The sequence below is a fragment of the Ferrimonas sp. YIN67 genome (assembly GCF_057219095.1).
Map to the genome: position 1 here is coordinate 161,947 of NZ_JBXVVJ010000008.1, position 24,579 is coordinate 186,525.

Consider the following 24,579-nt stretch of genomic DNA (forward strand, 5'->3'; position numbering starts at 1 on the left):
AGGTGTAGTTAAACGATAACCAAGGGTCCGGAGTATGGGGCGTTGATCTCGGTCTGGCAAGTTCGTTTAGGGAGAGGCATCAGATCAGGCAGGGATCGGGTCTGTGCTTGCGCTCATGTTGTCGCTGTGGCGAGGCATCGATCGCCGAGAAGATATGCTGCCAATCGATTTGGGCCTGCCAGCGCAGGGCGATCTGACCATCTTTGCCGATCAGCACCCCACCGGGCAAAGCGGGATCCAGCCCATAGTGTTGCAGCAGTGTCTCGAATTGGTTGAAGGGGAGCCGTTGCTTTGGATGGACGACGCCATCGGCGTTGAGCACCAGAAGCTGGATCTGACGGCTTTTCAGCTGACACTCCAACAAGGTGCTCTGCAGTATGAAGTGCGCGAGGGCCTCATCCATCTGGGGTTGGTAGTAGAGCACACTGTGATGGCTGTGCGTGTGAGCAAGCCAGGGGTAGGCCAACACCCTGGTTAACACCAGCAGGAGACTCAGCAGGAGCAGGAGGGTTTTCATGGGGAGATCTTAGGTCAGGGTTACACTTAAGCCCAGTCACCGGGCTCGGTTCTGGCGCAGGAGGAGAGCGATGCGATCAGCGGTTGGGGGGATGGCAGCACTGGGTTTGGCGTGTCGAATCGTGTTGTGGCTTGGCTTTTTCACGACGATGGGTGTCAGGGCGCAGAGCACCTGGCTCTCACCCTATGGCCAGGATCACCCCCTGGTGGGGCAGATCATCGATACCCGTACTGGTCGTATGCTGTCACCCGAAGAGCTGTGGCAGGAGGTTGCCAAGGAGCGATTCGTGTTGATTGGGGAGAAGCACGACAACCCGGATCATCACCGCATCGAGACCGACGCGATCGAGGCGCTGGCCGAAAGCCATCCGGTGTTGGTGATGGAGATGCTTCCCGGGGATCATGAGGTGATGGGCACGTTGGAACGGTCGGTGGCTGAACTGGATGATGAGACGCTGCGCAATTGGGTCGGTTGGCCCAGACGCGGCTGGTCCTGGGACGATTACCAGGAGCAGGTTCGTCGGGCACTGGCTTTGTCGATGCGTCTGGTGGCGGGCAACCTGACCACGACGCAGCTGGCCGGGGCGATGGCCGAGGGGGAGAGCGCTTTTGCGGACGCGCCCTGGTACGCCTCCTATCGACAGGTAGAGCCCAGGGTGCGCGGCGCCTGGGGAGAGCTGATGTACCAGCAGCATTGCGGTCAGCTGCCCAGAACACGGATGGCGCGCATGGTGCAGATCCAGGTGGCCAGGGATGCGAGCATGGCGCACGCCCTGGCCAGCCAGGCGGCCGATGGGGGGCTGCTGCTGGCCGGCGGGTTCCACGTCGCCTTGGAGGGGGTGCCGGCTCATCTGAAGGCTTCGGGGGCAAGCAGCCTCAGCATTGCCCTGCTGGAGGTCGAGGAACCACGCATCCGCTGGCAGGCGTATCTGCCGGAGGGGGCTGATGCCTACCGCTATCTCTGGTTTACGCCCCGCAGTCGTGAAGGCAGCTATTGCGAGGCGATCAGCGTGCGCCATAACGGTTGAAGATCTGCAGAGCCTGAAGGCTGGGACCGGCGTTGCGCACGCCCAGCAGATCGGCCAGACACAGCAGGGCCACCGAGCCCGGGCGCAGTTGCTTCGAACGTTGACCGCGCCAGTGGCGCCAGATCATATCTCGGCGCTGGCGCCGACTGCGGCGGCCGGCAAACTGCCACTGGGGCAGGGCGGGTGCCGGCAAGGGGCAGGGGAGGTGGCCCGGATAGGTTTGCCAGGGGGTCAGCAGGGTATCCGGATAGCAGAGCTCGAGCCAGTCCATGTAGAGCCGGTGGCCGTTTACCGCTTCGGCCGGGGCTGCCAGGATCGCATCCTGCAGCGCGGCGGAGTAAAAGGGCAGATGAAACTCCAGGCGATAATCGGCGAACTGTTCAAACGGCCCGGCCAGGTGGCGATGCTGATCCTGTTCCCACAGAAACAGCTGAAATGCCCGTGCCAGGGGGCGGTCCTGGTGGCGCAGCAACTCATTGAGCAGATCCTGTTTGAGATCGTCCTGCAGTTGCTGCCCATTATGCAGCAGACGTGCCGGTAGATAGGCCTGTTGCTGCTCGATATAGGCATCGATCACGGCTTCTGGATCGCCGGTGGTGATCGCCCGCTGCACCCCGAGATCGACGTAGACCCCCCCGGCGCAGACGCTGCCGCCATTGCCGGACCAGACAATCCGTCGTCGTCCCCGGTCGGCCTCTGACAGGTTGTGGCCCAGGCGCTGCTCGACCGTGATCCCCTGGGTATCGGTAACGGGAATGCGGATCAGATCCAGGCCCACCTTGTCGGCCCACCCCTGGGCACACAGGCTGTCCTGGCTGTCTGGGCGAGAGAAGTTCAGGGCTCGGATCTTCTGTTTACGACGCAGCAGCGCAGCCGAAATGACTCGGGAGTCCAGGCCGCCGGACAGGGTGGTGAGGCTCTCACTGTCGCTCCCAAGGCTGAGATCAACCGCCTGGCTAAAGGCGCTGTCGAGCCGTTCGACCAGAGTCTGCTGAGGGGCGGGGGCTTGCTCTTTGGGCCAGTGCAGATAGCGATGACGGCGGATCCCGCTGGCACTCAACTGCAGCGCCTCGCCGGGTCGGGCGCAGCGGATCTCCCGGTAGGGGGTCCGCTCTCCCAGGGCGAACCCCAGAGTGGCCAGGGCGCTGAGACCCACGGGATCTGTGGTGAGTGAGACAGGGAGAGCGCTCAGGCTGTGCTGCTGGCTGGCAAAGGCGATCAGACCGGGTTGCTCAAGCCAGTAGAGGGGTTTGAGGGCGAGGCGATCATGGTAGATCCCCAAGGTGCCCGCCTGCTTGTCATAGTGCAGCAGGGTAAAAGCGCCCTGGGCCTGCTGCAACAGCGTGCCGGGGGCCTTCTCATGGCACAGGCGGGCCAGATCCTGCTGGTAGTGGCCACTGAGCAGGGGGTGGCCCAACAGGGTTGCAATATGCGTGGCGGATTGCAGGGAGCACTCGGGGGATAACGCTTCGCTTGGGGCGATGGCTAGCCAGCAAGAGCGGAGGCTGAAGATCTTGGGATTCGGCACGCTTAGGCTTTCTAACAGTTTGTTTTTATGAACGTTATATTCCGGATCTTGTACTCTGTTACCTATCAAACCCACAACCTGGCTCATGCGTGCCTCCCGAAAACCCTGCTGGATCACTCTGTATAGTGGGCGGGACTGCAGTATCGATGCCAACATCGGGCATTGAGCACAAACCGCTCCTGCACTGTGTTTATATACAGTTCTTGTTGCCTCCTTTCTACGGCTTGATTACCCTGTGGCCATCGTTTCTCGTTTTCGAAAGCCATGGATCGTCTCTATATTGCCGAAAAACCCAGCCTGGGCCGGGCCATTGCGGCCGTGCTGCCCAAACCCCATATCAAGCATGAAGGCTATATCGAGCTGGGAAACGGCGACTGCGTCACCTGGTGCGTGGGTCACCTGCTTGAGCAGGTGGAGCCGGAGGCTTACGATCCCAGGTACAAGCAGTGGCGGATGGAAGATCTGCCTTTACGGGTGGCACAGTGGCAGCTCAAGGCCCGCCGTGGCATGGGCAAGCAGCTGGCGGTGATCCGCAAGTTGCTCAAGCAGGCCAAGACGCTGGTGCATGCCGGGGATCCGGATCGTGAGGGACAGCTGCTGGTGGATGAGGTGATCGATCACTTGGGCGTCAGCTCGGCACGCAGGGCGGGGATCAAGCGTCTGTTGATCGCCGATCTCAACCCGGCGGCGGTGCAGCGATCCCTCTCTCAGCTGAGGGAGAACAGCGAATTTATGCCCCTGTCCGTCTCGGCCCTGGCCCGCAGCCGGGCCGATTGGCTCTATGGCATGAATCTCTCCCGTGCTTTTACTCTGCTGGGGCGCAAGGCCGGCTACCAGGGGGTGTTGTCCGTTGGACGGGTACAGACGCCGGTATTGGGCCTGGTGGTTCGGCGAGACCAGGAGATTGAGGGCTTTGTGCCCAAACCCTATTACCGGCTCGATGCCTTGATCGCCCACCCCGAGGGGATCATCCGGGCGCGCTGGCAGCCCAGCGAGGCTTGTGCCCAGTGGCTGGATGAGTCCGGTCGCCTGCTGTCCCGAAAGCTGGCGGAGCACGTGGCCGGGCGGATCCAAGGCCAGGATGCCCGAGTGACCGAAGCGGAGTTTAAAGAGAAGCCCCAATCGGCGCCTCTGCCTTACTCCCTCTCCAGCCTGCAGATCGACGCCGCCAAACGGTTTGGATTGTCGGCCAAGGAGGTGTTGGCCTGTGCCCAGAAACTCTATGAGGGGCATAAGCTGATCACCTATCCCAGATCCGACTGCCGCTACCTGCCCAAGGATCACTGGAAAGAAGCTGACGCTGTGTGTCGGGCGATCCGGTCGAACCATGGCGAGCTGGCTAGTGCCGTGGAGGGCGCGGATCTGAGCCTGAAATCCCGCTGCTGGAACGATGCCAAGGTAGGAGCGCACCACGCCATCATCCCCACCCCCAAGGCCTCGGGAGGACGTTCACTGTCTGCCAATGAAGCCAAGGTGTATGGCCTGATCGCCCGCCAGTATCTGATGCAGTTTTACCCCCCCGCCCGTTTTGCCGAAGCCCGGCTGGAGTTTGAGATCGCCGGGGGCCACTTCCTGGCCAAGGGGCGTCAATTGGTGGCACCAGGCTGGCGCACCTTGCTGGGGGGCAAAGCGCTCCGTGGTGAGGACACCCAGGAGGAGCAAAGCCTGCCGCGCCTGAGTCAAGGGGAGGTGCTGCACTGTGAGCGGGGGGAGATCCTCGATAAGCTCACCGAGCCGCCCAAGGTGTTTACCGAGGCCAGCCTGCTGCAGGCGATGACAGGGATCGCCCGCTTCGTTCAGGATCCGGCATTGAAAGGTATTCTGCGGGAGACCGACGGCCTGGGCACCGAGGCGACCCGGGCCGGGATCCTGGAGCTGTTGTTCAAGCGTGGCTTTTTGAGCCGTCAGGGTAAGCAGATCCGGGCGACGGAGGCGGGTAAGGGGCTGATCCTGGCGCTGCCGGAGCCGGCGACCTATCCGGATATGACCGCGCGTTGGGAGAGCCAACTGCAGGATATGGCCGAGAAAAAGGTCGGCTACCGCCCCTTTATGGCAGCGCTGGATCAACAGATAGAGCAGATGGTGGTGCAGGCGCGCACGGCTCCACCGCCCGTTGCCCTGGCGAATCTGCCCTCACCCAAGCGCCGCTTTCGGCGCAAGTCGGGGGCTAGCCAGAGCAGCAACAGCAAGCGCAAATAAAGGCTGCCGCTTGATGCAGGTGACTGGTAATCTGGGGATAAAATCGAAAGGAAGGTGTTTATGAGTCGACATGTCTCCACCTCGTCTCTGGCTCGAAAGGCCAATATTGCCGCCAAGCCGATGTTTGAGCGGCTGGCTAAGGCCGGACTGGTGCTACGCAGCGGCGGACAGTGGCTGTTGACGCCCCTGGGCCGGGAAAGCGGGGGAGAGTACGCCCATAGCGATAAGTTTGGGCGCTACATCGTTTGGCCCGAAGGGCTGCAGCTGGCCGATCCCAAGGGGCTGCAGACGCCAAGCCAGCTGGCCAAGGCACTCTCCCTGACCGCCGCCGAGTTGTGTGGCCTGTTGCAGCAGTTGGGCTGGCTCTCCCCCCTTGGCGCGGGCTGGCGGGTGACCGCCGCCGGGCAGGCGGTGGGCGGCATGGCAAACCTGGCCTTTGCCAGTGGCCTGCCGGACAGTCTCTGGCCGGCTTCGCTGGAGCGTCACCCGGCGCTGCGCGCCGTGCTGGCCCAGTATCGCGGCGATGACGCCGACAGCCGCTCGACCCACAATTCGGTGGCGGCCTTTAAGCAGCGGTTCGACGCCAAGTACCGGGCCATGAGTGGTCATTACCTCTGTACCCTGCCTCAGCTCCAGCTGGCCAACAGCCTGTTTCTCGCCGCCGTCCCTTTTGCCTGCCAGGTCCCCCTGGCCCGGGAGCTGGTGGCGGATTTTTACTTGCCTAAGTGGGATCTGTTTGTCGAGATAGGGGAAGAGCAGCCCGATGAAGCCTTGGTCGAGCGATTGGCCTGGTATCAGGCACAGGAGCGTTTTTATCTGGTGCTCAGCCCGGAGCAGGCAGCGGGCAGGGCGAGTGTTTCCCGGGCGCTGGGTGCGCTGGGGTTGTCATTGGCTTAGCAGGGAAACTTACCTTAGGGAGAGGAACGGTATGTCAGTACAGGAACCCATTAACTACATTGAATTCCAGGTCCGGGATCTGGCGGCCAGCAAGGCGTTTTTCAGCCGGGTATTTGGCTGGCAGTTTACCGACTATGGACCGGATTACAGCGCCTTCAGTCATGCCGGAGTGGCCGGTGGCCTCTATGCCAGCGGCCAGGTGGCGCAATCCGAACAGGGGGCGCCTCTGGTGGTGTTGTTCAGCAGGGATCTGGAGGCTGCGCAGCAGCGTGTTCTGGCCCACGGTGGGCAGATCATCAAGCCGATCTTCGCCTTTCCCGGTGGACGTCGCTTCCAGTTTGTTGAGCCCGGGGGCAATGAGTTGGCGGTTTGGGCAGAAACGCATTGATGCAGGCGCGCTGAGTTGAAGGGAAACCCCCAAGCCCGAAGGGCTTGGGGGTTTTTGGGTTTTACTGAGGCTGAATAAAGAAGTTGATGGTGTCCAGCTCACTGTTGGGGTGGTTGCTGCTGTCATCCCCGCGGATGGAGACCCAGATCTGCTCATTGACGCCCGCCGGGATGGTCAGGGTGACGAGATCGCCATTGGCACTCAGGGACCCGACGGACTGCGCCGGAACACTTTTGCGCAGCAGATATTTAATGGTATCGCCTTCGACATCACTGAAAACGTCGGTCAGATCGACGGTCACCGAGGTCGTGCCCGGGGCCACGACAATCGCATCCACAAACTTCTCCCGCACCGGCATCATGTTGACCGCCTCTTTTGCCAGGGGCATCACGGCGTAGTCAGGATCGTCGATAAGGGTTTCGGCCCCGGCTGGGATGGCGCCGCCGTTATACCATTGGTTGCCGGCGATGACGGTACCATCCTCCATGGTGTGCTCGCCGATCTGCGCCATTTCGGCGTTGGTTTTGTCGAGCCAGAGAGGCGGGATCACGGCCAGCACTCGGGGATCGGTGATCTCTGAGCTCTTATAGGCGACATAATCCGGTGCCTGCTGCTCGGTCATGTAGGCGCCAAGCAGAGGCTCGGAGCGCCCCACCAGGCTGCCGGGGAACTGGACGACGGACTCGGGCCATTCGGTGATCCACTTGAGCATGGCAAAGCTGTGGATCTCGGCGTGTCCGAACAGGTTTTGTTGGGCGAAGGGCAGGCTGTTTTGGAAGTTCACTGTGCCCATTACCTTCATCTCCGAGTAGCGGTCGACCCGCTTACCGAAGGCCAGGTTCCTCAGGTTATCCAGGGTGCCGTTAAACAGCAGGTTGCTGTCATATTTGCCGGGCAGGATCACGCCAATATCAAACCCTTCGACATGGGGATCCATATAGCGGTGGCGACTGATGTTGTCCGTGGTCTCCATGGAATGCAACCCGTTACCGGCGGGGTTGTTGCGATCGCCGATGAGGACAGGGTTGTTCATGATGATGCGGTCGGCATACCAGAAGGTGACGCCGTTAAAGACGGACCAGGCGGTGAAGTTATCGACCCGCTCCCAGTTCTTGTCTTTGGCGGTGTTGAAGTAGAGCCGCATGCCGGTTTGGGCACCGTAGGCGGTGTTGTTGCGATTGAGACGCTCTGGCGCCTTGGCTTCGATCACCTTGCCGGGCTCGAACTGTTCGGGGCGGCTGAGCAGGCTGACGTCCAGGCCGACATCATCGAGATCTTCGAGTCCCTGCCCCTGCATGCCGAAACAATCCGCCGCACAACCGCTGGCGACATTGTCCTCCACTTCGACCAGGTTGGAGACCAGCCAGAAGCCATGACCGTTGCGCCCCTCGTCCGAGGTTGTGGGGATATTGCGGGATTTTCCCGGATAGGTCTTGTAGCCATGATCCAGGTGGGAAACGGTGCGGATGGAGACGTTGTCGACATAGCGGCCGATCTCGTTACCAAACTCAGATACAAAGGCGGCACCCTTAACGTCGTAGGCGGTATTGCTGAGGAAATCCACCGAGGAGGAGTGGTTAACGAACCCCCAGCCTGGGGAGTGATCTACCACACTGCCGGCGACGAGGGCGCGTTCACCGGCAGCCCCCGCTTCATGGAAGTGCAGAGGATACCGAGCGATGGGGTTGACGCCAATGTGGGTGATAGTACCGAACTCGTCCACCAGGGTATCGTTGCCGCCAAACAGCTTGTTGGTCCGGCCCAGGTTACCCAGGTAGAGATTGTGGATAGAGGCGTTGGTGTTCATCAGCATGACATGGCCGCGGGCGTAAAACTCCTCGGGCGCCTGGCTGTTCTTCAAGCCACCTTCACCCAGATCGTAATGCTTCACCATCAGATCTTCATTACCTTCTGCCGTCACGATCTCCACGTTACGACGCAGGTTGGTGACGTGGATCTTAAGCTCAAGGCCCGGCACTGTGTGCTCTGCGGCAAGGTGGTCCAGGCTCAGTGGGCTATCCAGAGTCACCCGGCTGTTGGCGCTGTCGAGGGCGGCAATGGTCCGACGCTCATCGCCCAGTCCATCGAGTTGCGTGCCCGCGATCACCAGGGTGTCACCGATCTGCCAGTCCAGGGGCAGGCTGTCCAGTGAGAGCGTATTGTCGCCTGCGTAGGCTCCGGCGCTGGTGGCATAAGGGGTGACATCCGTACCGTGGATGGTGACGGTGCCCATGGAGATAAGGCCCAGGCCGATCTTGTAGGGGTCGTAATCCGGATGAGTCTCATCATCGGTGACGAAGGGGGCGAGATCGTTAAATACCAGTCGGGCACTGGCATCGGCGGCGATGGGCTTGTCGGGTTTGCCTATTCGTAGCTCTCCCCCCATGTCGACGTACAGGGTATCGACCTTGAGTTCTGTCGTCCGGGTTACGCCGTAATTGAGCAGGCCTTGTACTCGGATGCTTTGGATCGCCTCGGGGTAGACTTCACCCAAGTGGACTGTGTGGCCGGCGTTGATCAGCACACGGGCATTGTCGTCTGGGATACGGCCACCCTCCCAGGTTGTGGCCTTATGCCACCAGCCGCTTTGAACCGTCTTGTGGGTCACATCTTCAAGTTGGACCAGGCGCGTAACCTTAGCCATATCATGGGGCATGGCTTGAGCAACGAGGGGGGAGAATACCAAGGAAGTCAGTAACAACGTCCGTGTGAGAGCAAATGTTGTCTGTATCATAGGGAACTCTACTCTTTAGTGATTTGTAATTTTGGTAGTTGTTTTTTTGCGCCAACATGCCGTTTTCACCATTGTCAAGAGGAGATTGCCCCTGTTGTTTGGCAGACTGCTCACTTGGTTGTTGCGCAAGTGTTAAATCTACGTTAGGGTCCTGATTCTTGCTCGTAAGGTTTTGTTTTCTTTTGTCAGTTTTGTCAACCTGTGCGGGGGCGTAGATGTTGGGGCGGAGCCATAAGGCGAGAGGAGCGACACAGGGCGAGCGTTATCCTTGAATCGGTAGCGGCAGGAAGGGGGGAGGATGAGCCCGTGTCGAGTACAGGGCGGGTCGTGGGTCAACGCCAAGCAGGGGCGCTCCGCTACACACAGAGATGCGTTTGTGTGGGCTGGTGACCTTGTACACTTCCCTGGCTGAGGCCACCAGCAATCGACAGGTTCAGTCCGACATAACGGTCTGAGCAGTAAAGCGCTCGGTGGGGTGCACCAGCTCATCCTGGCTGGCGATCAGAGCCAGTTCGCGTGATTGCTGCTCGTGCGTGCGTTTGAACAGTGCATACATGGCTGCGGCGACATGCTCCAATGCTGCCTTGATCTCGCCGGTTTGCAGGTACTTGGCGAGGAAGAGAGCCGTGGTGGCATCGCCGGATCCATTCATCGGGGTAGGGAAGAGCAGCAGGGGCGTGGCGATCAGCCAGGCTTCATCCGGGCTGACGGCGAGCATCTCGATCATGCCTGGCTCGGCATCCGGTCGACGCAGGCTGGTGATCAGGATGAGCTTTGGCCCCAGTTCAAGCAGTTTGCGACTGGCGGACAGTGCCGAGGCCAGATCGGTGACCGGCTCACCGGTCAGGAACTCCAATTCAAAATGGTTGGGGGTCAGGATATCGGCATGGGCAATCACAGAGTCGCGAAAATGCTCAGGCACGCCGGGTCGGACGAAGATCCCGCGGTCGACATCGCCAATGACGGGGTCGCAGCAATAGAGTGCACTTGGGTTTGCCGCTTTGACTTTGGTCACCGCGCTGAGGATCACATTGGCCACCTCGGGGGCGCCCATGTAACCGGAAAGGACGGCGTGACAGCTGTTGAGGACCCCCCGGTCCTCGATCCCACAGACGACATCATTGACGGTTTCCGGAGAAAAGACTGGCCCCCGCCAGCTGCCATGGCCCGTGTGGTTGGAAAACATGACGGTATGAACCGGCCAGACGTTGCAGCCCATGCGCTGCAGTGGAAAGACCGCCGAGGCATTACCGGCATGGCCATAGGCGACATGGGACTGGATGGAGAGAATGTTCATAGTTAGAAATGGTTAATACGACTCAGGTCAGCAAGGATACGGCATGGTGCAAAGGGAGTCACCGGGTGAAGTTGCATCAGTCGGGTGGCCGATGGTTATCAAGCCGTGGCCTCTTCTGCTACATTGCTCAGCAAAGTTAATCTCGTAACGGATCAGTACCTTGAAAATCATTATCGCGATCTTGATCATTGCCGCTTCCCTCTGGTTGTTTCAACGCAACGCCGCCAGCAAAAAGGCCGCGCTGTTGAATATTGAGAGGGGCGAAGCCTTTTTAGTTCAAAATGGCCAAAAAGAGGGGGTTCACACCACCGAGTCCGGGCTCCAGTATGAAGTGCTGCAGGAGGGAGAAGGCCAGGTGTACCCAAGACCGACCGATCAGGTCACGGTGCATTATCATGGCACCCTGATTGACGGAACCCTGTTTGACAGTTCGGTAGAACGCGGCGTGCCCGCAGTGTTCGGCCTGAATCAGGTGATCTCGGGCTGGACCGAGGGGGTTGGACTCATGGTGGTCGGTCAGAAAAACCGCTTCTATATTCCCGCTCGTCTGGCGTATGGCAATCGCGCCGTTGGGTCTATCCCGCCGGGCTCTGTGTTGATCTTTGACGTTGAGCTGCTGGATATCGCGCAGTAACAGATCGTGTCAATCTCCGGGACAAGTTTCCGTCCCGGAGCTCTCCCTCCCAGCTGATTGCCCCCCTGCCCATCCCCCCATAAAGTTGGCATGAAGCTCAATTTCCTGACTAAACTGTATCCCCGAATCGGTCATGCATTGATCGGTAAGGACTGTCGAGTCGAGGGACGATATGCGTGCCGTGTCTGTCAAAAGGGTGAGCAACAAGCTCGGCCGCTGGGTTGATTTCACTCTCCGCAATTGGCGTTTCAATGTTGAGGACGGGCCCACCATTCAGGTCCTCACCGATGACCACTCCCAGTTTAATTTTGCCTTTTTCCAATGGCTTGCACAGCGGTATCCCGGTGTCTATCGACAGGTTCGATTTACTCGTGCCGGCTCTCGCTCGGCAAATCGGTTGGCGCAGGACGCTGTGCTCCTGCCCTGGATGCGCGATCCGATCCGGGAGAGGGACCTGGATCTCTATCGACGGGTACGAAAGGTAGAGCGGCAATATGAACCCTCCGGCACAGTGATTAATCGGGCCGATGCCCTAAGCAATGCTCAGAAGAATGTGGCCTTGCAGGCGGCACGTCTCTTAGGGATCCGTTGTGCCCAGATCCGCCTGTGTGGACCAGACACCAGTTTTCAAAGCCTGAAGGCGGAGCTGGGGTTGCCTTTTATTGTGCGAGATAACGCCACCCATGCCCGGCCCATGCTTCTGGTGACCTGCGCCGAGGAGTATCGGAAGATCGATCTGCAGGGTTACCGACAGGCGGCAGCCTGCGAATATATCGATACTCAGGATGCCGACGGACTCTTTCGTAAATACCGCTATGTCTTGGTTGGCGATCACGGGGTGCCACACCACCTGATCGTGGCACGGCACTGGTGCATTCACAGCAAGCAGCGTCTTGAGAGTCCGGAATTTGAACGGGAGGAAGCCAGATACCTGGAGCAGGGGGTCTATCCGTGCCACGAGATCCTCAATCGGCTACGTAAGAAACTGCAGCTGGATTTTGTCGCCTTTGATTACAGCCTGGATCACGATGGCAAGCTGGTACTCTGGGAGCCCAACCCCTTTCCCATGGTTTGGCATGCCCGATTGCAGAGCAACCCCAGATTCCTCCTCCAGCGTCGTCAGGCCGAGACGATCTTTACCCTATTGCTCGAGCTGATTTTAACCCGGGGCAACCTAACCCTGGATCCTGATTGCGGCGAGTTGATGCCCCTTTCACTGCCGTCTGATGAAGAACTGGTGGGGCGCCCCTAGCATTCGCCGTGCCGGGAACTTTTACCTCACTCCTCTTCACGTTTGCTGTCCGCAAGCAAATCGTTGATATAGCCCTTGGGTGGCGGGGTCCAGGCACGGGCATAGCTGGAATGGTTGTCGTCCCTGTCCTTATCCAAGATGGTACTTGCTTGCTGAACTTTAGCGAGGAAACTCGCCCGGTAATTGGCATTGGTACGCCAGTCATTATCTTCCAACCAATGTTCATAGAGCGAGCCTATGGTGCTCTCTTCATGCCGTCGAAAGGCGCGGATCTTCTGCTCTGCGGCAAACGGGTGGACACCGAGTGCCACTAAGGATTGGTTTGCGATCTTGAGGGAACCTTCGAAGGTTTCTCGAGTGATGTAGTCGGCACCAGCCTGCTTGAGTTTGTAATAATGCCCCCGATCCCAGGCACGGGCGAGTACCTTGAGGTGGGGATGATGCCTTTTGCAATGGATGACCAGTTCCAGTGCCTTTTCCTGATCGTCTATCGCCACGATCATCAGTTTTGCCTGGTCTATTCCTGCACTGTGCAGCAGATCTGGCCGGGAGGCGTCTCCGTAGAAGGCTTTCAATCCGACCGCGCGCATTGCCTCGATCTGAGTCGGAGAGAGATCCAGGATCACCGGCTCGACCTTGCAGGCGGTGAGGGCACGACTGATCACCTGACCAAAGCGGCCCATCCCTGCCACCAAAACGGTACTGGCGTGGTCGATGTCGTCGGCTTGGCGGTTTTCATCTTGGCTGAATCGCGGCAGGATCACCCTGTCGTAGAGAATGAAGAGTCCAGGCGTCAGTAACATGGACAAGGCAACGACCAGAGACAACAGCGGCATCATCTCCGGTGGGATCACGGCTTGCTGGGCGCTGAAGGAGAGTAGGACGAAGCCAAACTCCCCCGCCTGTGCAAGGGACAGGCTGAACAGCCAGCGATCGGCCAGGCGCACCTTGAAGATAAAACTCAGGAGCAGTAACACCAGGCACTTGATGGCCATGACGCCTAGGGTCAGAGCCATCACCAATAAAAAGTCTGCGAACAGGACATCGAAACGGATCCCGGCACCGACCGTGATAAAGAACAGGCCCAGCAGCAAGCCTTTGAACGGCTCAATGTCCGATTCCAGCTCGTGACGGAATTCACTGGTTGCCAGCACGACACCGGCCAGGAAGGTGCCCAGTGCTGGCGAGAGGCCCACCAGTGACATCAGGACGGCAATGCCGATCACCAGCATCAAGGCGGCGGCGGTGAAGATCTCCCTGAGCCGGGCGTTGGCGATCATGCGAAACAGCGGACGGGTCAGGTAATGTCCTCCCAGCACCACGGTGGCGATGGCGGCCGCCACGGCCAACGCCTGGCCCCAGCCTGGTAAATGGGCGACCAGGCTCAATTCATCATGACCGTCAGAGGTTGGCGTGCCAACCTGCAGCAGCTCCGGGAGGGCAAGGAGGGGGATCAGGGCAAGCATGGGGATCACTGCGATATCCTGGAACAGCAATACGCTAAATCCGGCTCGACCCCCCTCGGTTTTCCCCAGGCCCTTTTCATTGAAAGTTTGCAACACGATAGCGGTGGAGGAGAGGGCAAAGATCAAACCGATGGCGACGGCCAGGCGCCAGTCCAGGCCAAACTGAAAGGCCAGGGCGGCGATCAGGCTGGCGGTCAGGCCCACTTGAAGCCCGCCAAGGCCGATGAGTTTGCCTCGCATCTGCCACAACATCTTGGGCTCCAGTTCCAACCCGACCAGAAACAGCATCATGACCACGCCGAACTCGGCAAAATGCTGCAGGGTTTCGGTTTCCGAGCCCACCAGGCCCAGTGCCGGTCCAATCACGACACCGGCGATCAGGTAGCCTAACACCGAGCCCAGGCCAAAACGGTTGGCGAGGGGGACAGCGACGACCGCGGCGACCAAATAGATAAAGGTGTAGAGCAGGATCTCGGTCATGCCGATTCCCCTTTGGGCATCCAGTCATTGAGTTGTTGCAGTTGACTGAGGTGATCGATCTCTACCTTGTGGTAGCGCAGGTACTCGAGCAGGGTGATGGTGTCATGGATATGGGGTGTGAGCGCATTGGAGGTTTCAGGGTTACGGGCGTCGTGCAACAGCAGTGGTGGCAGGTAGCGTAACTTGCACAGTCGGGCCGTCATCTCGATGGGGCGAAGCAGTTCGTTGACCGAGTATCGATTGAGCCCGTCGGGCTGGTAGGCCTGCTTGGGGCCTCCGGTGCTGATGATGCAGAAGAACAGTTTTCCCTTCAACGCGTTGCCTTGCGAGCCATAGGCAAAACCGTATTCAAGCACCAGATCCTGCCACTCTTTTAGAATGGCGGGCGTGGAGTACCAATAGAAGGGGTGGAGGAAGATGATGACGTCATGCTCGATCAGGCGTTGCTGCTCCCGCTCGATGTCGATCTCCAGGGTAGGGTATTCGGCATAGAGATCAATCAGCGTATGACCGGGCAAGGCACCTAAGGCCTCGGCCAGGGGACGGTTGATCTCCGAGCGATGTTGGCTTGGATGAGCCAGCAGGATGAGGATGCGTCGTGGTGGCGTGTCAGGGAGCATAGGACCAAGCTGTCGTAGAGAACATACAGATGTTCAACAGCTTAGTACATATCCCGAGATCGGGTGAGGATCAGTGTTGACACTCGCAGCGGCGGCAAAGGCGATAGTTTTTCAGGTGGGCAAGCACCATAAAGCCGGTGCCGACCAGGGTCACCAGGGTTTCCGCTTGGTGGCCAGCCATATCGTGCAGCCAGAAGGCGGCAAAGATCAGCAGAGCCAGCCCGGTCACACCATAGCCGACAACGGAGAGATTATGGTGTTTACGGCAGCCCAGGAAGAAGGCCAGGGCAGACAGGGGGATCACCACAAAGAGCATCATCTCGTGGAAGTGAGCTTCTTCTAAAAGAAGGCTGGGAACCGCCATCCCCAGCAGCAGCATCACAGGAACCGACAGGCAGTGAATCATGCAAAGTACTGAAACACCAATAGAAAGTGAATCGAGGCGCTTCTGGGTTCGGCTGCTGGTCATCAAGCAAACTTCCGTCTTGAACTGAATGGGCTGTGAGTTATATCACAGGCCCAGAACCCACTCAAGCTCAAATGCAGATGGGAATCGTTTTTATTTACCCTGACCTGACTGGGCCAGCAGCAGGGCTTGGCAGGGCTCTCGATAGCGGCTCATCAGCGGGCCGAGTTGATCCGGCTGCGCCAGGCTGTCGAGCTGTGTCTGACGATTATGCTCAATCTGCACACTCAGGTCCGGGCTGCCCAGCAGTTGCTGGGCCAGTTGTTGACTGGCCAAGGCCGATGCAGCGAGCCGTTTGGCCACGGGAAGCATACGCTGGATCCCCATGCGCTCTATGGTCTGTGCACTGAGTTGGTAGTAGGCGGCGCACTCGATGGCCAGGGTGGCGGCGGGATCCGTTGAACCGTTGGATCGATTTGAACCGCTGAAGTGATGCATGGCCAGAGCGCTGGCCCCCAGACCCAAAAGGATCAGAAGTAGGCTGAGAATATTGATTTTATTCATGGCACGCCTCCATGTGCGAATGAGATTGGCTCCAACCTAGGGGACATGGCGGCGGTTTGCAATGCCTTCTGGTTGGGCAGATCGGCTTGGGGCTTCCTACACTCCTTCGATGACGGTCGATGGGAGAGAGCGGGTGGCGATATTCAGTCGGGGGGTGTTTGCCGTGTTACTGCTTGGGCTATTGAGTGCACAGGCAGTGGGGGCAACACTGGCGGAGATGGAGGCGCTCCTTGGCAAGACGGAGCAGCAGGTCATTCGCTGGGAGCAAGAGTGGCTCAAGAGCGATTCACAGATGCATCGGCAGTTGTTGCAACAGCAGATCGCCGATGCCAGTGGCATGCTGAGTGAAAAACTGGGTCAATTCGTGGTGGCGGCCCGCACCAGCGGTGCTCTGGCGCGAACCGACGAGGCGGTGACTCTCCTGTACCGGCATAATCGCTATTTGCAGGGGCGTCTGGAGGGGGCCAGGGATGCGGCCACCCGTGTATATGGAGAATATGAAAGCGCTGGGGAGGAGGATTCCCTGATGCGCTGGCTGTCGCTCAACGACCTCTTTCGATACGTCAACTGGTTGATGCAGCAACGCAGCGACAACCTGATCTTTCAGTCCCAGTTTCATGTCGAGACAGGTGTTTTGCAACGGGAGTTGGTGGGGGAGTTGATACGGTATGCGGATTACCTGTCGCTGGTGTTGCGATCAAGCGGCCATCAGCTTGGCCAGATGCGCAAGGAACTCAACCGGCTGCCTGCGGAGGGGCGAGCTGAGCTGCTTGGCCGGATCCAGTCCCATGAGCGACTTCGGCGTACCGGCACCGACAGCCTGCGCGAAATCGTGGTGTTACTGGAGCAGCAGGGCCAGGATCCCGGCCAATATAACGAGTTGATCTTCAAGACCACCGGTGATCTGGTGGAGGCGATCAGCAGCTGGTCTGCAACGAAAACCGTGTTGATGGGGCTGCTGGACGATCTGCGCAGTTGGAGCCGGCAGAATCTGGGCGGGATCCTCTCACGGGTGATGATCTTTGCCCTGGTGCTGTTGGGGGCAATGCTCTTGGCCCGTTTCAGTCGCCGCCTGGTGGCCAAGGCGGTGGAGCATGAACGCAGTACCCTCAGTACCCTGGTTAAAGAGTTTCTGATCGCGATGACCGGGCGTCTGGTTTTGCTGGTCGGGGTGTTATGGGCACTGGCCCAAGTCGGGCTGGATCTGGCTCCCTTGCTGGCGGGCCTTGGGGTCGCGGGGATCGTGATTGGATTTGCCCTGCAGGATACCTTGTCGAATTTTGCCTCTGGCGTGATGATCCTGATTTACCGTCCTTTTGATGTGGGTGATTATGTCGAAGCCGGGGGCGTCGCGGGTAAGGTCAATAATATGAGCCTGGTGAATACCACCATCAAAACCTTCGATAATCAGGTTTTTGTGGTGCCCAATGCCAAGATCTGGGGGGACACCATTAAAAACATCACTGCCGAGCGGGTCCGGCGGGTGGATATGGAGTTCGGCATCGCCTATGAAGATGATCCGGTTCAGGCTGAAGCGGTGCTGGAGGCGATAATCCAATCACATCCCAAGATCCTCCACAGCCCGGAGCATGTCATTAAACTCCACCGGCTGGGCGCGTCTTCGGTCGATTTCATCGTCCGGCCCTGGGTAAAAACCGAGGACTATTGGGAGGTCTACTGGGACATCACCCGCACCGTGAAGCTGCGTTTTGACGAGGAAGGGATCTCCATTCCCTACCCCCAGCATCAGGTGCATCTGAGTCGTAAGGATGTTGCTGCAGAGTGATTGTCATCGGAAAGTGACGACACCATTGGTCTCTCCCCCACTGTTGGGCACCCCTGTGCTTGGCATCGTTGCGCCAAGCCAGGATCGCTTCTTTGCTGTCCAAGTCGGGATCTGCTGTTCGCCTTCACTGACGGGCAAACTCACGACATCCCAGCGGCATTGAGTGCCCTGTCCCGTAGCTCCTGTAATGGCGATGTAGCCCTTATCCAGTGAGTGGATCTTTGCTTTGAAGAGTACAACATACCCTCAGGGTACCAGTTTGTTGATCCCTGGGAGACGAGCCAATGTCGCTGTCAGTGCCCAGGAGAGGAGTAGCACTAGGAGTGTCACGGCAGGGATCGCCAATGCCGGATGACCCAGTATCAGGGGATCCTGCTTGATCGCAGTGCGCACAGGGATCAACAGGATGGGATGGAGCAGGTAGATCCCCAGGCTACAGGTCGAGAGGGAAATGACCGCAGGACGCAGGCGCTGACTGATCGCCTCGCCATATTGCTGGGCGAGGAGAAAGATCATTGCCCCAATCAATACGGTATTGAGGGTTTTATAGCTCATAAATAATGAGCTGTAGCCCTGCTTCTGTTCGGCGGCCAGGTAGCTACCCAGGACATTGAGCAATAAGGCGCTAAGCCCCATCACGACCCAGTATTTGAGCTGCGGTCGGTTGTCGTGATGCATGAGATACCAACCCAGTATCAGGTAACCGGAATAGAGCAGCAGATCCTGACGAAGCGGGGTGGGTACCTTGAGCAGATGCATCAGGGTCAGGGTGAGCCAAGCCGTGAGCAGGATCTTTATCTGTTCTTGGGTCATGGCTTTGAGCAGCGGAGCGAGCAGGGGGATCACCAGATAGAGTGGGATGAAGTCGTAGAAAAACCAGAGGTGATACCACACAGGTTGGTGCGGGGCCTCGACGAAGGCGGTCCAGCCTGCGGAGCTGCCCTCGAGCATTGCGGTGATGGCCACATAGATCAGGCTCCAGCCGACGAAAGGAACCACCACCTTGCCAACACGCCGTTTGAGATACTGTTGGGCATTCAGGGGGCGATTGCTCGATAGCAGGAGGGCACCGCTGATCATGATAAAGACGGGCACGGCCCAGCGGCTGGCGGCGTTGATCCCGACGGCTGAGAACCAGGCGTCATAGGGGATCTGGCCGTAAAGCTGACGGAAAGGCCCCAGTACGTGGATAGCAATCACCGCAATGGCGGCAATGCAGCGCAAGAGGTGGAGAAAGAAGATCTCTTGGCTCGGGCTAGTCATGCGGATCCCTGATCTTTTTGAATGCAGACAGGCTAAAGCTAAGCGAAAAAAAACGCGACACAAGGTCGCGTTAAACTTTCGTATGCAGGGAATGAGACGAAGACACGATCACTTCGCTCAAGGGTATGAACTCACGACCGGATAAAAGTTCCCCGCTTCGATGAAAAACTGCGCGTCGGCCAGGGGGCTGAATTCCAAAAACGACCGCCTCAAGGCGGCCAAGGAGAGGTGATTAAGGCAAAATTCATGGGGTGATTGGCATAACAATCTGGACTCCAGGAACAGGCTCGAGTTCATCGGCAAGCGGTAATAAATCGTTGATCACACCTTGAGTCCATGAAGCTGCGCGGACAGCACCTTGGCGGTGCTGCTAACAGTGCCGGTCGCCTGCACGGAGTGGCGTGCTGCCTCCTCCAAATCATGAGACTGATCGCGGATCTGCATCAGATCCCCGGCGATCTCATTGGCCACCTGGCTTTGTTGTTCGGCGGCGGTAGCGATCTGGCTACTCATGGCAAAAACCTTATCCGTGTGGACGACGATCTGCATAAGGTCGTTGCCGGTGCGACTGACGTTGTCACGGCCAGACTCGGCCAGGGCGACAGTGCTTGCCATAACATTCTCTAACGCTTGGGTACCGCACTGCAGTTCCTCGATCATTTGTTGGATCTCAACGGTGGCCGCTTGGGTACGCCCGGCCAGCTGACGGACCTCGTCGGCCACCACGGCGAAGCCTCGACCCTGTTCGCCCGCCCGGGCCGCCTCGATGGCGGCATTGAGTGCAAGCAGGTTTGTCTGCTCTGAGATGGCATTGATGGTGGTGATCACCGCATCGATCCGCTCGGCGTTGGCATTGACCTGGGTAACAGCGCTGGAGGCATTGTGGACGTCGGACACCAGCTGCTCAATGTGGCCAATGGTTTCCTGAATGTGGCTGTGACCCTGCTCGGCCTCCCCTCTGGCTTGTTGAGTTTCATTGGAGGTTTGTTCGGCGTGGCTGGCGACCTCTCTGACAGTGGCGGTCATCTCCTCCATGGCCGAAGCCAGTCTGTCCAGGTGCTGGCGCTGGCTGACCGACAGCTTACCGCTGTTGCTGGCTTCTTGCTCCAGCTGTATGGCTGCCTGGTCCATCTCCGTCGACACATGGCGCAACTGAGTCACTACCCTCTGACGCGTGTCGATCAGCTCGTCGATCTGCTTGGCCAGAGCTCGAAAGTCATCTCGCCCCGGAAGAAAATCCATGCGCACCGTCAGGTCATTGGCGGATGCTTGAGCCATGACCGACTGCATATAGGCCATGGTCCCGGTAATGAAACCACAGATTTTATAGGCCAGGAACAGGGTAATGATCAGCGTCAGCACGATGGCGCTTACGAGTCCACCATGGTCCGCCAATACCTCTGCCAGGCTGATGTTGGGACGGTGTGTCACCACCATCAGAGTATCGCCGACGCGGGCGCTGGCATACAGCTGCCCGTCGCGCTCTAGCACTCGGTGGGTATCGGCGATCTGTACCAGTGCCTGATCCTGAAGAGGCTGGAGACTGACACCGACCAATTGATGCTCGATCAATTGTCCTTGTTCCGGAGAGAGATTAGGGCTGAGGAGCTCTACGGCTCGGGCCAACTGACGGGCGCTGCTGAGCGCTTCCTGGCGGGCAGCTTCTTGTTCTTCTTTGACATTGCCGGTGAAAAACAGGGCGCTAAATAAGAGAAGCATCATCAGGGGCCCCAGGGAGATCAGCTGCAGCTTTTCCTGGATGGAGAGTTTAATAAAGAGCTTATCCCAGATGCTGGGTTGGACTTCGGTCATGGGATCATCAGTGTCGGTGATGGAAAGGGATAGCCTGGCTGTCGACCTTGAGCTTGTGAACTTGAGTCAATTTGCGTTGGCAGAGCGAACAATTTGACGTCATTCACAAAATTTGGGCGGTGCGACCGCCGAAGGCAGAGCCCAAGCGCAGTAATTATCAACTTGCCGGTTGATAATTCATCAGATGCCGGGCTTGTGTGCAGGCTTGAGGACAACTGTAGGACAGAACAGGGTTTTTATGCCGGTCACAATGCAGTAGAATTTGTACCCTTTGTCACCTTAGTTACCCTTAGTCGGATCGGTACCGAGAAAAAACAGATGCAGCAATTAGCAGATATCGTTGCTCAGGCGCTGGCGGCCATCGAAGCCACCAGCGACCTGAAAGCACTGGATGAGATCCGGGTCAATTACCTGGGCAAGAAGGGCGAGATCACCGCCCTGATGAAATCCTTAGGTAAGTTGTCCGCGGAGGAACGTCCCGCCGCCGGCCAGAAGATCAATGCCGGCAAACAGCAGGTTCAGCAAGCCCTGAATACCCGTATTGAGTCCTTGCAAACCGAGGCGTTGAACGCCAAGTTGGCCGCCGAGTCGATCGATGTGACTCTGCCAGGCCGCAAGCTGGCCACAGGGGGCATGCACCCGGTGAGCCGCACCATTGAACGCATCGAAGCGTTCTTTGCCGATCTGGGCTTTTCCGTTGCCAGTGGTCCCGAGATCGAAGACGGTTTCCATAATTTTGATGCGCTCAACATTCCCGCGCACCATCCGGCCCGTACTGATCATGATACCTTCTTCTTCAACCCGGACCTGATGCTGCGGACTCACACCAGTGGTGTGCAGATCCGTACCATGGAGAAACAGCAACCGCCGATCCGCATCATCTGCCCGGGTCGTGTTTATCGTAACGATTACGATCAGACCCACACCCCGATGTTCCATCAGGTGGAAGGTCTGCTGGTTGCCGAAAAAGTCTCTTTTACCGAACTCAAAGGGGTTCTGTACGACTTCCTGCGCAACTTCTTCGAGGAAGATCTTGAGGTACGTTTCCGTCCTTCCTACTTCCCCTTTACCGAGCCTTCCGCCGAAGTGGATGTGCGCCGTAAGGGCGACAAATGGCTGGAAGTACTGGGCTGTGGCATGGTGCACCCAAAGGTGCTGGAGTCCGTGGGCATCGATCCGGAGAAGTACACCGGTTTTGCCTTCGGCATGGGCGTTGAGCGCCTGACCATGTTGCGCTACGGCGTCAACGATCTGCGCGCGTTCTTCGAGAACGATTTGCGCTTCTTGAAGCAGTTCCAGTAAGAGGAAAGAAGCAAAATGAAATTCAGTGAATCCTGGCTGCGCGAGTGGGTTAACCCCGCGATCAGCACCGAGGAACTGTCCGAGCAGATCTCCATGGCTGGCCTGGAAGTGGACGGCGTTGAACCGGTTGCCGCCGAGTTCTCCGGCGTTGTCGTGGGTGAAGTGGTCGAGTGTGGCCAACATCCGGATGCCGACAAGCTGCAGGTCACCAAGGTCAATGTTGGTGCAGACGAGCTGCTGGACATCGTCTGTGGCGCCAAAAACTGTCGCCTGGGCCTGAAGGTGGCCTGCGCCACCGTAGGCGCTGAGTTGCCCGGTGGTTTCAAAATCAAGAAAGCCAAGCTGCGCGGTGTTCCTTCCCACGGCATGCTCTGCTCCTTCTCCGAGCTGGGCATTGACGTCGAGTCCGATGGCATTCTGGAGTTGCCTGCGGATGCGCCCATTGGCACCGATATCCGCGAATACCTGCAGCTGGACGACAAACAGATCGAGATCGATCTGACGCCAAACCGGGCCGATTGCCTGGGTCTGAACGGCGTTGCTCGTGAAGTGGGTGTCCTGAACAGCTGTGACGTGACCGAGCCGGTTGTGGCCGAAGTGGCTGCGACCATCGAAGACACTTTGGACATTCGCGTTGACGCGCCAGAGCACTGTCCACGTTTCCTGGGCCGCGTGATCAAAGGGATCAACGTGAAGGCGGACACCCCGCTGTGGATGCAGGAAAAGCTGCGTCGTGGTGGCATTCGCTCTATTGATCCTGTGGTTGATATTACCAATTTCGTGCTGCTCGAATACGGTCAGCCGATGCACGCCTTTGATCTGACGAAATTGAACGGCAACCTGCAGGTGCGTCTGGCGCAAGCCGGCGACAAGCTGACGCTGCTGGACGGTAACGAGATCGAACCGCGTGAAGACACCCTGCTGATCGCCAATGATCAGGGTCCACTGGCATTGGCCGGGATCTTTGGTGGTGAGCGCAGCGGCGTAACCACTGAAACCACCGATATCCTGTTTGAGTGTGCCTTCTTCAATCCGCTGTCCATCATCGGCAAGGCGCGTTCCTACGGTCTGCACACCGATGCGTCTCACCGCTTCGAGCGTGGCGTCGACAGCCAGCTGCAAGCCAAGGTGATGGCGCGTGCAACGGCACTGCTGCTGGAGATCTGCGGCGGCGAAGCCGGTCCCGTGGTGGAAGTGAAGTCCGACGAGCATCTGCCAAAGGCTGCGACCATCACCCTGCGTCGTGAGAAGCTGGACAACCTGTTGGGCCACCACATCGACGATGCCACCGTAGCTAATATCCTGGTACGCCTGGGCTGTGAGGTGACCGAGGTGGCAGGAGGCTGGCAAGCTAAGGCCCCTAGCTGGCGCTTCGATATGGCCATCGAACAGGATCTGATCGAGGAAGTGGCCCGCATCTACGGCTACAACAACATCCCGAACCTGGCCCCTGTGGCCAAGTTGGAGATGACGGATCATGGCGAAGCGAAACTGCCGGTAAAACGGGTGCGCAGTCTGCTGGTCGATCGCGGTTTCCAGGAAGCGATCACTTACAGCTTTGTCGATCCTAAGGTGCAGGCCCGCTTGCACCCTGGGGTTGAACCCAAGGTACTGCCAAACCCCATCTCTTCCGAGATGTCCGCCATGCGCCTCTCTTTGTGGACCGGTCTGCTGGGGGCAGTGGCCTACAACCAAGCGCGTCAGCAAGGGCGCATTCGCTTGTTTGAAACCGGCCTGCGCTTCCTGCCGGATGCGGCGGCCGAAAATGGTCTGCGTCAGGAGCCAATGCTGGCTGCGGTGATTGCCGGTACTCAGAGTGATGAGCACTGGGATATGGCGGCGAATACCGTGGACTTCTTCGATCTCAAAGGGGATCTGGAAGCCGTACTGGCCTTGACCAATACGCCACATGACTTTAGCTTCCGCGCGGCGTCCCATCCGGCTCTGCACCCGGGTCAATGTGCCGAGATCCTCAAAGGGGATAGCGTTGTCGGCTTGATCGGTGCTATCCACCCGCAGCATGAAAAGAAACTGGGTCTGAACGGTCGTACCGTCGTGTTTGAGATCGAACAGGCGGCCATCGATGAGCGTCGTTTGCCCAAGGCTCAGCCGGTTTCTAAGTTCCCTGCTAACCGCCGTGATATTGCCTTGGTGGTTAAAGAGGAGGTTGGTGCCGGAGATGTTGAAAAAATGATAAGAAAAGTTGGCGGAAATCAGTTGGTTGCCGTAAACTTGTTCGATGTATACTGCGGAAAGGGTGTCGAGGAAGGGCATAAGAGCCTGGCAATCGCCCTGACATTGCAGGATGTGGACCGTACTCTTGAAGAAAAAGAGATCGCGCAAGCGGTGGATAGCATCCTGGTTTCGCTGCAATCAGAATTCAACGCACAGTTGAGGGACTGAACAT

The 24,579-nt window shown here is 58.5% G+C and carries 19 protein-coding genes; 9 read left to right on the forward strand and 10 right to left on the reverse strand.

Features of this window, described 5'->3' with window-relative positions; genetic code table 11:
* Nucleotides 1–79 precede the first annotated feature (79 nt).
* Nucleotides 80–517 carry a DUF4174 domain-containing protein gene (locus AC2D8U_RS16590; protein ID WP_484620192.1) on the reverse strand — a complete coding sequence of 146 codons (438 nt, stop codon included), beginning with the start codon at nt 515–517 and terminating at the stop codon, nt 80–82.
* A 70-nt stretch (nt 518–587) separates the two neighbouring features.
* Between AC2D8U_RS16590 and AC2D8U_RS16595 the strand changes: the two genes are divergently transcribed.
* A complete protein-coding gene (locus AC2D8U_RS16595) occupies nt 588–1,544 on the forward strand; it encodes a ChaN family lipoprotein (protein WP_484620193.1) in 957 nt (318 codons plus the stop codon).
* Here the strand turns inward: AC2D8U_RS16595 and AC2D8U_RS16600 are convergent.
* Nucleotides 1,522–3,159 (reverse strand): asparagine synthase-related protein, encoded by a 1,638-nt coding sequence (locus AC2D8U_RS16600; protein ID WP_484620194.1) that lies wholly within the window; start codon nt 3,157–3,159, stop codon nt 1,522–1,524. The genes AC2D8U_RS16595 and AC2D8U_RS16600 overlap by 23 nt on opposite strands.
* Before the next feature lie 177 nt (nt 3,160–3,336).
* On the opposite strand from AC2D8U_RS16600, the gene AC2D8U_RS16605 reads away from it, so the two are divergent.
* Genes AC2D8U_RS16605 through AC2D8U_RS16615 form a run of 3 tightly spaced genes read left to right on the forward strand, consistent with a single transcriptional unit; the run spans nt 3,337 to nt 6,556 of the window.
* The gene (locus AC2D8U_RS16605) at nt 3,337–5,271 is read left to right on the forward strand and encodes a DNA topoisomerase III (protein ID WP_484620195.1); all 1,935 of its coding nucleotides are present in this window, start codon (nt 3,337–3,339) and stop codon (nt 5,269–5,271) included.
* Between the two features lie 60 nt (nt 5,272–5,331).
* A complete protein-coding gene (locus AC2D8U_RS16610; RefSeq protein WP_484620196.1) occupies nt 5,332–6,168 on the forward strand; it encodes a hypothetical protein in 837 nt (278 codons plus the stop codon).
* A gap of 31 nt (nt 6,169–6,199) precedes the next feature.
* Nucleotides 6,200–6,556 carry a VOC family protein gene (locus tag AC2D8U_RS16615; RefSeq protein WP_484620197.1) on the forward strand — a complete coding sequence of 119 codons (357 nt, stop codon included), beginning with the start codon at nt 6,200–6,202 and terminating at the stop codon, nt 6,554–6,556.
* A gap of 61 nt (nt 6,557–6,617) precedes the next feature.
* On the opposite strand, the gene AC2D8U_RS16620 is transcribed toward AC2D8U_RS16615, so the two are convergent.
* Both AC2D8U_RS16620 and pdxY read right to left on the reverse strand, forming a co-directional pair.
* Nucleotides 6,618–9,200, reverse strand: coding sequence for a G8 domain-containing protein (locus tag AC2D8U_RS16620; RefSeq protein WP_484620198.1), 2,583 nt, complete (start codon nt 9,198–9,200; stop codon nt 6,618–6,620).
* Between the two features lie 523 nt (nt 9,201–9,723).
* Nucleotides 9,724–10,587: a pyridoxal kinase PdxY gene (pdxY, locus tag AC2D8U_RS16625; RefSeq protein ID WP_484620199.1), complete on the reverse strand. Its 864-nt coding sequence runs from the start codon at nt 10,585–10,587 to the stop codon at nt 9,724–9,726.
* A 160-nt stretch (nt 10,588–10,747) separates the two neighbouring features.
* On the opposite strand from pdxY, the gene bamJ reads away from it, so the two are divergent.
* Together bamJ and AC2D8U_RS16635 are read left to right on the forward strand one after the other, a co-directional pair.
* Nucleotides 10,748–11,221: a BamJ family beta-barrel-assembly machinery protein gene (bamJ, locus tag AC2D8U_RS16630; RefSeq protein WP_484620200.1), complete on the forward strand. Its 474-nt coding sequence runs from the start codon at nt 10,748–10,750 to the stop codon at nt 11,219–11,221.
* A gap of 172 nt (nt 11,222–11,393) precedes the next feature.
* Nucleotides 11,394–12,473, forward strand: a complete 1,080-nt coding sequence (locus AC2D8U_RS16635) for a hypothetical protein (RefSeq protein WP_484620201.1) — start codon at nt 11,394–11,396, stop codon at nt 12,471–12,473.
* A gap of 26 nt (nt 12,474–12,499) precedes the next feature.
* Here AC2D8U_RS16635 and AC2D8U_RS16640 read toward each other — a convergent pair whose 3' ends face one another.
* The 4 genes from AC2D8U_RS16640 to AC2D8U_RS16655 form a co-directional block, all read right to left on the reverse strand.
* On the reverse strand, nt 12,500–14,419 hold the full coding sequence (locus AC2D8U_RS16640) for a monovalent cation:proton antiporter-2 (CPA2) family protein (protein ID WP_484620202.1): 1,920 nt from the start codon (nt 14,417–14,419) through the stop codon (nt 12,500–12,502).
* Nucleotides 14,416–15,039 (reverse strand): NAD(P)H-dependent oxidoreductase, encoded by a 624-nt coding sequence (locus tag AC2D8U_RS16645; RefSeq protein ID WP_484620203.1) that lies wholly within the window; start codon nt 15,037–15,039, stop codon nt 14,416–14,418. Before AC2D8U_RS16645 ends, AC2D8U_RS16640 begins: the two co-directional genes overlap by 4 nt.
* Nucleotides 15,040–15,109: 70 nt before the next feature.
* On the reverse strand, nt 15,110–15,508 hold the full coding sequence (locus AC2D8U_RS16650; RefSeq protein ID WP_484620204.1) for a MerC domain-containing protein: 399 nt from the start codon (nt 15,506–15,508) through the stop codon (nt 15,110–15,112).
* A 90-nt stretch (nt 15,509–15,598) separates the two neighbouring features.
* The gene (locus AC2D8U_RS16655; RefSeq protein WP_484620205.1) at nt 15,599–16,009 is read right to left on the reverse strand and encodes a hypothetical protein; all 411 of its coding nucleotides are present in this window, start codon (nt 16,007–16,009) and stop codon (nt 15,599–15,601) included.
* A 133-nt stretch (nt 16,010–16,142) separates the two neighbouring features.
* On the opposite strand from AC2D8U_RS16655, the gene AC2D8U_RS16660 reads away from it, so the two are divergent.
* Entirely contained in the window at nt 16,143–17,795 is a 1,653-nt protein-coding gene (locus tag AC2D8U_RS16660; RefSeq protein WP_484620206.1) for a mechanosensitive ion channel family protein, read from the forward strand.
* Nucleotides 17,796–18,041: 246 nt separating this feature from the next.
* Here AC2D8U_RS16660 and AC2D8U_RS16665 read toward each other — a convergent pair whose 3' ends face one another.
* Together AC2D8U_RS16665 and AC2D8U_RS16670 are read right to left on the reverse strand one after the other, a co-directional pair.
* Nucleotides 18,042–19,058, reverse strand: a complete 1,017-nt coding sequence (locus AC2D8U_RS16665) for an acyltransferase (RefSeq protein WP_484620207.1) — start codon at nt 19,056–19,058, stop codon at nt 18,042–18,044.
* A 321-nt stretch (nt 19,059–19,379) separates the two neighbouring features.
* The gene (locus AC2D8U_RS16670; RefSeq protein ID WP_484620208.1) at nt 19,380–20,870 is read right to left on the reverse strand and encodes a methyl-accepting chemotaxis protein; all 1,491 of its coding nucleotides are present in this window, start codon (nt 20,868–20,870) and stop codon (nt 19,380–19,382) included.
* Nucleotides 20,871–21,188: 318 nt separating this feature from the next.
* Here AC2D8U_RS16670 and pheS point away from each other — a divergent pair, with 318 nt between their 5' ends.
* On the forward strand, nt 21,189–22,172 hold the full coding sequence (gene pheS / locus AC2D8U_RS16675; RefSeq protein ID WP_484620209.1) for a phenylalanine--tRNA ligase subunit alpha: 984 nt from the start codon (nt 21,189–21,191) through the stop codon (nt 22,170–22,172).
* Nucleotides 22,173–22,187: 15 nt separating this feature from the next.
* Complete coding sequence (pheT, locus tag AC2D8U_RS16680; protein WP_484620210.1) at nt 22,188–24,575, forward strand: phenylalanine--tRNA ligase subunit beta; 2,388 nt, start codon at nt 22,188–22,190, stop codon at nt 24,573–24,575.
* The last annotated feature ends 4 nt before the right edge of the window (nt 24,576–24,579 follow it).

Bases quoted from the DNA above. Each gene is read 5' to 3' on its own strand.
- AC2D8U_RS16590 (WP_484620192.1), bottom strand. From the start codon at position 517: ATGAAAACCCTCCTGCTCCTGCTGAGTCTCCTGCTGGTGTTAACCAGG.
- AC2D8U_RS16595 (WP_484620193.1), top strand. From the start codon at position 588: ATGCGATCAGCGGTTGGGGGGATGGCAGCACTGGGTTTGGCGTGTCGA.
- AC2D8U_RS16600 (WP_484620194.1), bottom strand. From the start codon at position 3,159: ATGAGCCAGGTTGTGGGTTTGATAGGTAACAGAGTACAAGATCCGGAA.
- AC2D8U_RS16605 (WP_484620195.1), top strand. From the start codon at position 3,337: ATGGATCGTCTCTATATTGCCGAAAAACCCAGCCTGGGCCGGGCCATT.
- AC2D8U_RS16610 (WP_484620196.1), top strand. From the start codon at position 5,332: ATGAGTCGACATGTCTCCACCTCGTCTCTGGCTCGAAAGGCCAATATT.
- AC2D8U_RS16615 (WP_484620197.1), top strand. From the start codon at position 6,200: ATGTCAGTACAGGAACCCATTAACTACATTGAATTCCAGGTCCGGGAT.
- AC2D8U_RS16620 (WP_484620198.1), bottom strand. From the start codon at position 9,200: ATGGCTAAGGTTACGCGCCTGGTCCAACTTGAAGATGTGACCCACAAG.
- pdxY (WP_484620199.1), bottom strand. From the start codon at position 10,587: ATGAACATTCTCTCCATCCAGTCCCATGTCGCCTATGGCCATGCCGGT.
- AC2D8U_RS16635 (WP_484620201.1), top strand. From the start codon at position 11,394: ATGCGTGCCGTGTCTGTCAAAAGGGTGAGCAACAAGCTCGGCCGCTGG.
- AC2D8U_RS16640 (WP_484620202.1), bottom strand. From the start codon at position 14,419: ATGACCGAGATCCTGCTCTACACCTTTATCTATTTGGTCGCCGCGGTC.
- AC2D8U_RS16645 (WP_484620203.1), bottom strand. From the start codon at position 15,039: ATGCTCCCTGACACGCCACCACGACGCATCCTCATCCTGCTGGCTCAT.
- AC2D8U_RS16650 (WP_484620204.1), bottom strand. From the start codon at position 15,508: ATGACCAGCAGCCGAACCCAGAAGCGCCTCGATTCACTTTCTATTGGT.
- AC2D8U_RS16655 (WP_484620205.1), bottom strand. From the start codon at position 16,009: ATGAATAAAATCAATATTCTCAGCCTACTTCTGATCCTTTTGGGTCTG.
- AC2D8U_RS16665 (WP_484620207.1), bottom strand. From the start codon at position 19,058: ATGACTAGCCCGAGCCAAGAGATCTTCTTTCTCCACCTCTTGCGCTGC.
- AC2D8U_RS16670 (WP_484620208.1), bottom strand. From the start codon at position 20,870: ATGACCGAAGTCCAACCCAGCATCTGGGATAAGCTCTTTATTAAACTC.
- pheS (WP_484620209.1), top strand. From the start codon at position 21,189: ATGCAGCAATTAGCAGATATCGTTGCTCAGGCGCTGGCGGCCATCGAA.
- pheT (WP_484620210.1), top strand. From the start codon at position 22,188: ATGAAATTCAGTGAATCCTGGCTGCGCGAGTGGGTTAACCCCGCGATC.